At 39.0% G+C, this 11,734-nt stretch carries 10 protein-coding genes; 3 read left to right on the forward strand and 7 right to left on the reverse strand.

Features of this window, described 5'->3' with window-relative positions; genetic code table 11:
- Positions 1-86: 86 nt before the first annotated feature.
- Positions 87-638 carry a phosphatase PAP2 family protein gene (locus AC4CVF_RS21195; RefSeq protein ID WP_004725875.1) on the reverse strand — a complete coding sequence of 184 codons (552 nt, stop codon included), beginning with the start codon at positions 636-638 and terminating at the stop codon, positions 87-89.
- 31 nt (positions 639-669) lie between these two features.
- Positions 670-1,956, reverse strand: a complete 1,287-nt coding sequence (locus AC4CVF_RS21200) for a glycosyltransferase family 4 protein (protein ID WP_490789951.1) — start codon at positions 1,954-1,956, stop codon at positions 670-672.
- Between the two features lie 140 nt (positions 1,957-2,096).
- Here AC4CVF_RS21200 and AC4CVF_RS21205 point away from each other — a divergent pair, with 140 nt between their 5' ends.
- Positions 2,097-2,627 carry an SEL1-like repeat protein gene (locus tag AC4CVF_RS21205; RefSeq protein WP_336953552.1) on the forward strand — a complete coding sequence of 177 codons (531 nt, stop codon included), beginning with the start codon at positions 2,097-2,099 and terminating at the stop codon, positions 2,625-2,627.
- A gap of 109 nt (positions 2,628-2,736) precedes the next feature.
- On the opposite strand, the gene AC4CVF_RS21210 is transcribed toward AC4CVF_RS21205, so the two are convergent.
- From AC4CVF_RS21210 to AC4CVF_RS21230, 5 genes are all read right to left on the reverse strand, one after another.
- Entirely contained in the window at positions 2,737-3,567 is an 831-nt protein-coding gene (locus tag AC4CVF_RS21210) for an XAC2610-related protein (RefSeq protein ID WP_490789952.1), read from the reverse strand.
- Between the two features lie 69 nt (positions 3,568-3,636).
- A complete protein-coding gene (locus AC4CVF_RS21215) occupies positions 3,637-4,560 on the reverse strand; it encodes a hypothetical protein (RefSeq protein ID WP_336953550.1) in 924 nt (307 codons plus the stop codon).
- Positions 4,561-4,615: 55 nt separating this feature from the next.
- Complete coding sequence (gene ilvC, locus AC4CVF_RS21220) at positions 4,616-5,632, reverse strand: ketol-acid reductoisomerase (RefSeq protein WP_004725869.1); 1,017 nt, start codon at positions 5,630-5,632, stop codon at positions 4,616-4,618.
- Between the two features lie 149 nt (positions 5,633-5,781).
- Positions 5,782-6,273 (reverse strand): acetolactate synthase small subunit, encoded by a 492-nt coding sequence (gene ilvN, locus AC4CVF_RS21225; RefSeq protein WP_004725868.1) that lies wholly within the window; start codon positions 6,271-6,273, stop codon positions 5,782-5,784.
- A complete protein-coding gene (locus AC4CVF_RS21230; RefSeq protein ID WP_336953549.1) occupies positions 6,270-7,997 on the reverse strand; it encodes an acetolactate synthase 3 large subunit in 1,728 nt (575 codons plus the stop codon). Before AC4CVF_RS21230 ends, ilvN begins: the two co-directional genes overlap by 4 nt.
- A gap of 575 nt (positions 7,998-8,572) precedes the next feature.
- Here AC4CVF_RS21230 and AC4CVF_RS21235 point away from each other — a divergent pair.
- Positions 8,573-8,968 carry a DUF4124 domain-containing protein gene (locus AC4CVF_RS21235; RefSeq protein WP_336953548.1) on the forward strand — a complete coding sequence of 132 codons (396 nt, stop codon included), beginning with the start codon at positions 8,573-8,575 and terminating at the stop codon, positions 8,966-8,968.
- Between the two features lie 115 nt (positions 8,969-9,083).
- On the forward strand, positions 9,084-11,720 hold the full coding sequence (gene leuS / locus AC4CVF_RS21240; protein ID WP_419327671.1) for a leucine--tRNA ligase: 2,637 nt from the start codon (positions 9,084-9,086) through the stop codon (positions 11,718-11,720).
- The last annotated feature ends 14 nt before the right edge of the window (positions 11,721-11,734 follow it).

The following is an 11,734-nucleotide window of genomic DNA, read 5'->3' on the forward strand; positions in this document are numbered from 1 at the left end:
AGTCAGTTATTCAAAGTTAAAACCTTGATGATCAAAATCATCAGATTCTTTAAAAATAAAATTACAGACCAGCAGTAAGTAAACCATCATAACATCACTCCTAAATATGGTGCGCTTAACACAATCAAACTCGCGACACTTGCACCAATCAGTGCGCCAACAATGACATCGCTTGGATAATGCAGACCTAAAACCATCCGCGATAACGCCACAAGAATGGTAAAAGGCATCATAATGAACAACATCACTGGCTGAATATAACCAAACACAATTGTGACCATGACCGCATGTAACGTATGACCTGACGGAAAGCTAAAATGATCCAATGGTCGTTCACCCAGAATAATGACTTGATGAACTTGATAAGGTCGTGGTCGCACTGTTTTATGCTTTAAGAACTTATAAATTCCTGTTCCTAAAAGTCCCATAACAACGACATAAAGAAGTTGCAGACCATAGATCCAGCTTTTTTGTAGCCAAATCAGAACCAACATTGCGCACCAGAAAGGACCATCTCCCAAACGGCTCACAGTTTTAAAGAACGTCGCAATACTTTGGGTATGCGATAAATTATTGAGATATAAACAACCTCTAAGGTCGAGATCGAGCATTTTTATTTTGGTATTTTTAAAATTCATTTTCCACTCTCCTCTCATTATTTGAGATGAACTAGGTCAGTCGTTTTGCATACTGCGTTACCTGGTATAGTGCTTCTTCGAATTGTTGTACGGGATGTTGCCATCCGATGCTTTGCACATCATGCATCGCTTGTTGCCCGAAACGTTTGAGTGTGCTGTTATCTGGAATATCTAATACATGTTGAGTGAATTGCTTGATGTCTCCAATTGGACATAACCAGCCATTCTGTGCATATCTGCCATGAAGTTGAGCACAGGCATAGTCATAAGCAATAATCGGTAAACCACTCGCCATCGCTTCGATAACGACATTCCCAAAGGTTTCTACTTGACTTGCAAAAACAAAAACATTTGCACTCGCATAGGCTTCAGCAAGTTGTGTGCCAGTTAGACTGCCCATAAAAATCACATGTTCAGCACCGGGCATTTTTTCTAAACGACCACGATCTGGACCATGCCCTACCAGCACCAACTTTACTTTTCGTTGTGCTTGTTGTCGCAGTTCAGAATAGGCATCAATCACCACATTGACTTCTTTTTCAGAAGACAAACGCCCAACATAGATCAAGACTGTGGTGTCTTCATCTGCACCCCACTGTTGTCTCAACTGTTCGGAGTAGCGTTGTGATGAAAACCGTTCAGTATCAATTCCTCGCCCGACCACAACCAATGGACAGGTCACACCAAACTCACGTAATGCTTGTTCTGTATCACGGCTTGGCACACAGGTCAGTTGCGTTGCGTTATGGAACCATCTCAAATAACTTTGAATTGGTTTGACCAAGAATGCTAAATCAAAGAAACGGCTAAATTCTTGGAATTGTGAATGAAAACCACTTGATACCGGAATTCGTCGTGTCTTTGCCGCATGCAGCGCAGTAAAGCCTAAAGGCCCTTCAGTCACGATATGCACCACATCAGGTGAAAATGCTGAAATCGCTTGAGAGACTTTTAGAAATTGGGGCCAGCCAAACTTCATGTCTGGATATTTCGGAATTGATTGCCCAGTCACCAAACACTCTTTATTTGGGCTAAAGTCTTGACATTGGGTCTTTTGTGCAGGGCGAATTAGTAATATTTTATGGCCTTGGTTTTGTAAGCCTTTACACAGTTGCATTAAAGACAAAGCAACACCATTGATTTCTGGTGGCCATGTTTCAGTCACGATTGCAATTTTTAGTCGAGGTCGGGATAAGTCACGAATAAGCTGGTCTTTATTCGTATCGATTTTTTTCTTGTTTGGATTAAAATAAAATTTAAAGTTATCGGGAAAATCTTGTTGTTTAAATTGCAAGGTGTTCGCGTACGGTTTATTCATACGATACCTAATCTCTTCATTTTTGAATAGATTAGGCTAAGTTTTTGACATTTTAATGATTATTTCGTGACGTTTCTTTTACAATATGACATGTACTCAGCTTACTCCTTAGAATATTACACACTTGAAAAGTAAAACTCATGAAAATTTATGTATATACAGCAATGCTTTCCAGCATTTTATTGACTACAAATTGCTTTGCAAAAGAAGACTGTTCGATCAGCACTTTACAACTTAAGCAAGAGTCTTCCATAACACAACACTTCTTTACAGGGACGTGCCATTATAGAAATCAAGAATTTTCCTTAGCCGCCACCCAATGGGCGAAAACAATTCAAATTAGACCCGTAAATGCAAAATTTAATCAGCTCCAAATTGACAGCATGAATAATCTAGGCTTTTTATTATTTTATGGATTTGGTGTAACCCAAAATCGTCAAAGAGCACTAACACTTTGGCATACAGCATCGGACTTAGGACAAACTGAATCTACTTTCCATCTATGCCATGCCTACGCTGAACCAGAAGATCGAGTTTATAATTATCAAAAAGCGCAACAATATTGCCCACAGGCCTTAAAGCACTATGCAACTAAAAAAGGAGGAGAATCAGAAAAACAAATGATTGTGAAATATATCCAGCAACTCAACAACGCGACAAAATTGAATTAAAAACTTAGTTCAAATATTTATTCAAATCCAATAACAAATATGGATTTCACTAAGCCTCGCTTTAAAACTTAGCCTTGTAAAATCTATCATTGTGCTTGTAACAACAAAATCAGTTTTGTATAGCAATACGATTTAACAAACCATTCTGAACTTGATAAAGCTGTCCATTACCAAAATCAATTTGTTGTTTTTCACCATGTAAACTTGGGAAACCAACAATTTTTTCCAGTTGCGGAGAACGTTGAAATTGCTGTGTTTTCGGATTGTACATCCAGTAAATATAGCGTTTATCATCAACTGTGCGACCTTGTGACAAGTCCGACACAATGACATCATAATAACCATCAAAATTAATATCCATATAGCCAATACTGTTTGGATAACCGCTAAAACCTGACAAGCTCTGTACCACTGTATTGTTAGTTTTATTTAATACATCAACACGTTTTAAGGTTTTTCCATAAGGACTATTAGCATCATCCTGACCATAAAATTTAAAGATAAAAACAGGTTTATTGGTGACTTTAAAAGCAGGCTCAAATTGTATCGACTGCCAAGCAGTATTTGGTTTCTTTAACAATGCTGCTTTAAACACGCCTGTATTTGCATTCAATAAACCAGTTAATTGATCACTACCATTTGCAGAAGAATCTGAATCAGCAGTGATCGACTTTAAATCCAACTGATCAGCTTTTTGTGTCCCTTTAAAATCTGTTGTTGTACCATCCATTAAATCGGTCAACACACCATGCGGATGAGCAACCCCCGCATAAAGGTTCATAAAGTATCGACCTTCACTCGACTTGAGCATACGTTGCATCGATACGCGTACGCCACTCAACAGTTTTAGCGCAGTGTTGGTCGAAGTGGACTGCGTTTCAGCAAAACTAAAGCATGAAATAGACAAAGTCGTCATTGCGATGAGAAGTTTAGATTTCATGCTTGAATACCACGTTTAACCATAATCAATAATGTGTAATTTATCACAAAAAATTTGGGAGAATTAGCACTATTTTATTAGTTTTTTTATTTTTCTAACCCTCTTATTCATTCGATAATCACTCCAAATTTTATAATTAAGCCAGCATAAAATGCTAAAACTTGCCAAAGATAATATAATACCCATGTACTTATCTACAACTTTTTCTTTATTATATACTCTCGGCTTCATTTTATAAAAACCTTCAACATTCTCTATTTCTTTCTTTGTATTTTTGTTTATTACTATTACCTTAGAGTCCTTCATATCCAAATCTAACAATTCATTTTTATCATTATAAAAATTATAAATATATCCTCCTCTCACTCCATCACAATACATAGCTATACCAACTCCCATATATACTAAAAGAAATATGTTCGAGATTATTGCGATTAAAATTTTTTTCTTACCTCTTTTCCCTTCAGAATTATTCGGTAAGTTATTTTTTTTATCTACTTTATAAAAATTATGAATTCTAGTTTTAATTTCAATTTCATCAAAAATTTTATCTTTTAAATCATCACCATCTTTAATCGAAATTAGTGCATCAAAATAAAACCCCTCTTCTTTTTTCCAAAGTCCTAAATCCAATAACAATTTATTACTTTCAAAAGTATACCCCACCTCCATATCTTCTGTTTTTGCACGAATATTAAAAGCATGCCATAGTCCATTATCAGGTAAAGATAATATTATTGGTTTTTCAAAATCCGTTTTATTAATATCATTATTGCCTGAGTTTATTAAAAAACCAGTTACTAAGATGAGATCGTTCGAAACATCATCATTTTTATAAAAAACAATTAGTTCTGATGATGCTTTACTTAAATTAGCCAACAGAGTAGAGCTTTCTGTAATTAATTGAATTTTTGTTCTAAAAATAGCTTTCCAAGCCAAAAAGATACTTATAACACCAAATATTATTGTTAAGGCTAAACTTATTAAATCCATAAAAAACCCTCGCTTACGCAAGGGTTTTATAACATAGAATCAGTTAACTAAGAAATTAGTTTTTCTCTTTATCTACGATTTTGTTAGCTTGAATCCAAGGCATCATCGCGCGTAATTTACCGCCAGTCACTTCAATACCGTGAGCTGCGTTTTGACGGCGACGAGCTGTCATAGATGGATAGTTCAATGCACCTTCTTGGATGAACATCTTCGCATATTCACCTGATTGGATACGTTTAAGTGCATTACGCATCGCTTCACGTGATTGCTCGTTGATAACTTCAACGCCAGTCACATATTCACCATATTCAGCATTGTTAGATACTGAATAGTTCATGTCTGCAATACCGCCTTCAAACATTAAATCAACGATTAATTTAAGTTCGTGCAAGCACTCGAAATAAGCCATTTCAGGTGCATAACCCGCTTCAACAAGCGTTTCATAACCCATTTTAACCAATTCAACAGCACCACCACAAAGTACTGCTTGCTCACCAAATAAGTCAGTTTCAGTTTCTTCACGGAATGAAGTTTCGATAATACCTGTACGACCACCACCTACACCTGAAGCGTAAGAAAGTGCAACGTTACGTGCATTACCAGAAGCATCTTGATGAATCGCGATTAAATCAGGTACACCTGAACCACGTTGGAATTCTGAACGTACAGTATGACCTGGTGCTTTAGGTGCAACCATGATCACGTCTAAATCTTTACGTGGCACAACTTGGTTATAAAGAACAGCGAAACCATGTGCAAATGCTAAAGTCGCACCTTCTTTGATGTTTGGTTCAATCACGTCACGATAAAGCTGTGATTGAAACTCATCTGGTGTCAAGATCATCACTAAATCAGCTTGAGCAACAGCAGCTGGAACTTCAGCAACTTTAAGGCCTGCATTTTCAGCTTTTTTCCAAGAAGTAGAACCAGCACGTAAACCAACAGTAACGTCTACACCTGAGTCTTGAAGGTTTTGCGCATGAGCATGACCTTGTGAACCATAACCAATGATCGCTACTTTTTTACCTTGGATGATAGATAAGTCGCAGTCTTTATCATAAAAAATTTGCATTGCTGTCTCCGCTAAAATGCTGTGTTTCCTCTTCCTATCCTGAAGATTATTGTTTTGAATCTTCTAGTCTAAGTCCCTCTCCTATTGCGAGGAGAGGTTATACATGAGGGAATAAAAAATCAAATAATTAATTACTGGTTGGGGTGCAACTAAAGTGAAAGAACTTTTTCACCACGAGCAATACCTGATACACCAGAACGAACAACTTCTAAAATTGTGTTTTCTGCAAGTGCATCAATAAAGCCATCAATTTTTTCAGTTGTACCCGCAATCTGAATGGTATAAGTCGTTGGTGTAACATCAACCACTTGAGCACGAAAGATATCCGCTGTGCGTTTAATTTCAGCACGTGCAGAACCCAAGGCTTTAACTTTAATCAGCATCAGCTCACGCTCAATGTGCGCGCCCTCTGATAAATCAACCACTTTAACCACTTCAACCAATTTATTCAGCTGTTTGGTGATTTGCTCAATTTTATGGTCATCACCATAAGTAGTTAATGTCAAACGTGACATGGTTGGATCTTCAGTTGGTGCGACATTTAAAGTTTCAATGTTATAACCACGTTGAGAGAACAACCCCACTAAACGAGAAAGCGCACCAGCTTCGTTTTCAACGAGTACAGAAATAATATGTCTCATTCAGTACGCTCCCCTTTAGACAACCACATATCTTGCATAGATTGACCTGCGATAAGCATTGGATATACATGCTCGGTACGATCAACCATCACGTTAATGAATACACATTTATCGTTAATCGCCATTGCTTCTCTAAGCTTAGATTCAAGCTCATCCGCATGGTCAATCTGGATACCTACATGACCGTAGGCTTCCATCAATTTTGGAAAATCTGGTAATGACTCAACATAAGAACTTGAATGACGTCCTTCATAGTTCATATCTTGCCATTGTTTCACCATACCCAAAGCACGGTTATTCAAGCAGAGAATTTTCACATTTAAGCCATATTGCTTACATGTAGAAAGTTCTTGGATACACATCTGAATCGATGCTTCACCAGTGATACACACCACTTGTTGATCTGGAAATGCAAGTTTCGCAGCCATGGCATAAGGTAAACCCACACCCATTGTGCCTAGACCACCTGAGTTGATCCATTGACGTGGACGTTTGTATTTGTAATACATCGCACCAAACATTTGATGCTGACCAACATCAGAAGTAATGATCGCTTCACCATTGGTTACTTTGTCTAATACTTCAACCACTTGTTGTGGTTTCATCACGCCATTTTCACCTGGCGCATAACGCAAACCATGTACTTTGCGCCATTCATTGATTTGTGACCACCATGCCGAGATTTCTTCAGGGTTTGGTTTAGAAACATTCATTTGTTTCAATTGAACCAACATCTCTTGAAGTACTGGCTCTACCGCACCCACGATTGGGATATGCGCCATAATGGTTTTTGAAATCGTCGCTGGGTCGATATCAATATGAATCACTTTTGCGTTGGTACAAAACTTCGCTGGATTATTGGTTACACGGTCATCAAAACGCGCACCGATCGCCAAGATAACATCAGCATTATGCATACTCATATTGGCTTCATATGTACCATGCATACCCAACATACCCAAGAATTGCTCATCATCGCCAGGGAATGCACCCAAACCCATCAGCGTATTGGTCACTGGGTAATTCAACAAATGCGCCAATTCAGTCAGTAATGCAGAAGCATTGCCCTGAACAACACCACCACCCGTATAAATCACAGGGCGTTTGGCATTAATAAGCTCATCAATAGCTTTACGAATTTGACCAGAATGACCTCGGTGAGGTGGCTGATAAGAGCGCATCTTCACTTTTTCAGGATATTCATAAGCAAATTTGTCGACAGGATTAGTAACATCCTTCGGAATATCAACCACAACAGGACCCGGACGACCTGAAGCAGCAATATAAAATGCTTTTTTAATAACGGCAGGAATTTCACTTGCATGACGCACTTGGAAACTATGTTTTACAATCGGACGAGAAATACCGACCATATCTGTTTCTTGGAATGCATCTTCACCAATAAGATGGCTGGCAACCTGTCCAGACAAAATCACCATTGGGATTGAGTCCATATAAGCTGTAGCGATTGGTGTTACAGTGTTGGTTGCGCCAGGTCCAGAAGTGACCAGTACTACACCTGTTTTACCAGTCACACGTGAGTAAGCATCTGCCATATGACCAGCAGCTTGCTCATGACGTACGAGGTAATGATTGATTTTATCTTGTTTAAATAGCGCATCATAAATATGTAATACTGCGCCGCCTGGATATCCAAAAACATGTTCAACGCCTTCGTCCGCCAATGCACGAACGAGCATTTCACCACCAGATAAAAGTTCCAACGTATTCACCCTAATCTTTATTCCACAGCGCTATGGGAGACACAGACTGTGTTTCATTCATTGATTGTGCGCTCTGTTATAGCACACATATTTACTAGTTTTTGCAGCAATAAAAAAATAAATCGTCACGCAGCTGTTTGAGCTGTATGAATCACTGAAATATGTTGGGATAAACATGCTTCGGTAGAGTCATTTTCTCGGCTTAGAGAAAATGTTATTGCTTGCTTTGATATTTTTACTCGAAGGGTGATCGAAAAAAACATCTGAAACTAAAGCAAGCATTTTTGTAGTTTTAGCGAACAAAGTCAAGGTTTCTATCAGGCTTTTTATTGTTTATTTACCAAGCGTTTATTTTTAAAACTATTCCTTTTTTTTGGTTGTCTTATAAATAAAATTTTCAAAGACTTATAAACCAATAAAATTGCAAAAGAATTATTTAAAATTTTATTTTTCTGTATAAAATAAATACGATTTCTAAAATACCCAGATCAAGCGAAAACAATCCGATGTATATTAGATAGCAGAATGATTTTTCGTTTTTATCTGAATAAAAAATGACTCAAAGGTTTTATAAAATGAAACAACGTCAACGCTTTGCACACACAGCTTTTGTATCGACAATTTTTGTCTTATTCTCTGTGATTGGGGTCAGCGCCAGTCATGCAAAACAGTATTATAAATGGGTAGACAGCAAAGGCTCTACCCATTACACCACCACACCGCCGCCGAAGAATGCGCGTAGTCAAAGCAAGGTGAATACTTATGGCTATCACGGAGATTCGACACCCACCAACCCAACGCCAACAACTCAGCCGCATACACCCCAAAATCAGCCACAAAATGGGCAACCACAAGGTACACAACCTGTAACTCCTGCACCAGTGGTTAACCCACCGAATATACAACAGCCCAATGTCGCACCACAAAATGGGCAAAATACACCTATTAGTGTTGCCCCAGTCAATAATTAAATTAAAAGTAAAATCACAAGTTTTTCAGATTTAAAAGCGCGCAAAATTCACTTTTTGATGGATTTTGCGCTATGCTGTGTGCACAGTTTTTTAACCATTATTCTCAAATACATTTATGACTACTCATATTGACCCTGAATATCAAGCAAATGCGATTGAGCCTCAAGTCCAAAAAGACTGGGAAGATCGCAAATCGTTTAAAGTTGCCGACACTGTAGAAGGTCCACGTCGTTATATCCTCTCGATGTTCCCTTACCCAAGCGGCAAACTGCATATGGGTCATGTGCGTAATTATACTATTGGTGATGTGATCAGCCGTTTTCACCGTCTCAAAGGTGAAACTGTGCTACAACCGATGGGTTGGGATGCTTTCGGCTTACCTGCTGAAAATGCAGCGATTGCCCATCAAGTTGCGCCAGCAAAGTGGACCTTTGAAAACATTGCATATATGCGCGATCAATTGAAGAAACTTGGTCTATCTGTCGACTGGGATCGCGAATTTGCCACCTGTACACCAGAGTATTACCACTGGGAACAATGGTTATTTGTACAGCTCTATAAAAAAGGCTTGATTTATCGCAAGCTGTCTACAGTAAACTGGGATCCTGTAGACCAAACTGTTCTTGCAAATGAACAAGTTGAAAATGGACGTGGTTGGCGTTCAGGTGCATTGGTAGAAAAACGTGATATTCCAATGTATTACTTCCGTATTACCGATTATGCACAAGAATTATTAGACGATTTAGATACATTAAAAGACGGTTGGCCACAACAAGTTTTAACCATGCAACGCAATTGGATTGGTCGTTCAACGGGTATGGACATAACCTTCCCGTCGGCAAATCCTGAAGTTTATGCAGATGGTTTAACGGTTTATACCACACGTGCCGATACCTTGATGGGGGTAACATATGTTGCGGTTGCAGCTGAACACCCTCTAGCGCTCAAAGCTGCTGCGATTCAATCTGAGGCAGGCAAGCCAGAACTTGCTGCCTTTATTGAAGAATGCCGTATGGGTTCTGTTGCAGAAGCGGATCTTGCGACTGCTGAGAAAAAAGGCATGGCAACAGGTTTATCAGTTAAACACCCTGTTACAGGTCAAGATATCCCTGTTTGGATCGCAAACTATGTATTGATGTCATATGGTTCAGGCGCGGTAATGGCCGTTCCTGCACATGATGAACGTGATTTTGAGTTTGCCAATAAATTCAACTTACCAATCAAACAAGTCATTGATGCTAAAGGCTCAGATGATGCCGAATATTCTGCCTCTGAATGGCAAGAATGGTACGGTTCTAAAGAAGGTAAATTGGTCAATTCAGCTGAATTTGACGGCTTAGACTTCCAAGCTGCTTTTGATGCATTTTTGAGCAAATTAGAACCACAAGGTCTTGCCAGCGCTAAAGTTCAATTCCGTTTACGTGACTGGGGTGTTTCTCGTCAACGTTACTGGGGTTGTCCAATTCCGATGATCAACTGTGACAAGTGTGGTCAAGTTACTGTTCCAGAAGATCAACTGCCTGTTGTTCTTCCAACAGATGTGGTTCCAGATGGTTCAGGCAACCCTTTAAATAAAATGCCTGAATTCTATCAAACAAAATGCCCAAGCTGTGGTGGTGATGCACGTCGTGAAACCGATACTTTGGATACCTTTGTAGAATCATCTTGGTATTATGCGCGTTATGCTTCTCCTGATTTCACAGGTGGTTTAGTTAAACCTGAAGCTGCAAAATCTTGGTTGCCTGTAAACCAATATATTGGTGGTGTAGAGCATGCCATCCTACATTTACTTTATGCTCGTTTCTTCCATAAACTTATGCGTGATGAGGGTGTGGTACAAGGCAATGAACCATTTACCAACTTACTGACTCAAGGTATGGTTTTAGCGGATACCTTCTATCGTGAAGCGGAAAGTGGCAAAAAAACTTGGTTTAATCCTGCGGATATTGAGTTAGAAAAAGACGAGAAAGGTCGTGTACTTTCTGCTAAATATTCAGGTGATGGTCAAGACGTTGTGGTTGGTGGCCAAGAGAAAATGTCGAAATCGAAAAATAACGGTATCGACCCACAAGCGATTATTGACCAATACGGCGCAGATACTGCACGTGTATTTATGATGTTTGCTGCACCACCAGATCAATCTTTAGAATGGTCTGATGCGGGTGTCGAAGGTGCAAACCGTTTCTTAAAACGTGTATGGCGTTTAGTTGCAGGCTTCCTTGAAAAAGGCAACCATGCAACAGCAATTGATGCTTCGACACTTTCCACTGAAGCACAAGACCTACGTCGTAAAACTCATGAAACGATTCAAAAAGTGGGTGATGACATCGAACGTCGTCATGCGTTCAATACTGCGATTGCAGCTTTGATGGAACTACTCAATGCCAGCAATAAGTTTGAAGCAAAAGATGACAACGATGTTGCTGTAGCACGTGAAGCGATTACCACTTTATTAACTTTACTTGCACCATTTGCACCACACTTAAGTCAGACCTTATTGACTGAGTTCGATATCGATTTAACTTCGGTACTGTTCCCTACGGTTGATGAGTCTGCATTAACACGTAATACACAAACGATCGTAGTTCAAGTCAATGGTAAGCTTCGTGGCAAGTTAGAAGTCTCTGTCGATGCATCGAAAGATGAATTATTGGCATTGGCTAAAGCATTACCTGAGGTTCAACAATTCTTAACGGGTCCAACCAAGAAAGAAATTGTGGTTCCAAATAAACTTGTGAATTTGGTGGTTTAATTTCCTGCTTAAAT

It is taken from the genome of Acinetobacter sp. LipI_19, from assembly GCF_058242925.1.

Excerpts from the sequence above, each read along its gene's own strand:
- ilvC (WP_004725869.1), bottom strand. The coding sequence starts at position 5,632 with ATGCAAATTTTTTATGATAAAGACTGCGACTTATCTATCATCCAAGGT.
- AC4CVF_RS21205 (WP_336953552.1), top strand. The coding sequence starts at position 2,097 with ATGAAAATTTATGTATATACAGCAATGCTTTCCAGCATTTTATTGACT.
- AC4CVF_RS21195 (WP_004725875.1), bottom strand. The coding sequence starts at position 638 with ATGAATTTTAAAAATACCAAAATAAAAATGCTCGATCTCGACCTTAGA.
- AC4CVF_RS21215 (WP_336953550.1), bottom strand. The coding sequence starts at position 4,560 with ATGGATTTAATAAGTTTAGCCTTAACAATAATATTTGGTGTTATAAGT.
- AC4CVF_RS21200 (WP_490789951.1), bottom strand. The coding sequence starts at position 1,956 with ATGAATAAACCGTACGCGAACACCTTGCAATTTAAACAACAAGATTTT.
- AC4CVF_RS21210 (WP_490789952.1), bottom strand. The coding sequence starts at position 3,567 with ATGAAATCTAAACTTCTCATCGCAATGACGACTTTGTCTATTTCATGC.
- leuS (WP_419327671.1), top strand. The coding sequence starts at position 9,084 with ATGACTACTCATATTGACCCTGAATATCAAGCAAATGCGATTGAGCCT.
- ilvN (WP_004725868.1), bottom strand. The coding sequence starts at position 6,273 with ATGAGACATATTATTTCTGTACTCGTTGAAAACGAAGCTGGTGCGCTT.
- AC4CVF_RS21235 (WP_336953548.1), top strand. The coding sequence starts at position 8,573 with ATGAAACAACGTCAACGCTTTGCACACACAGCTTTTGTATCGACAATT.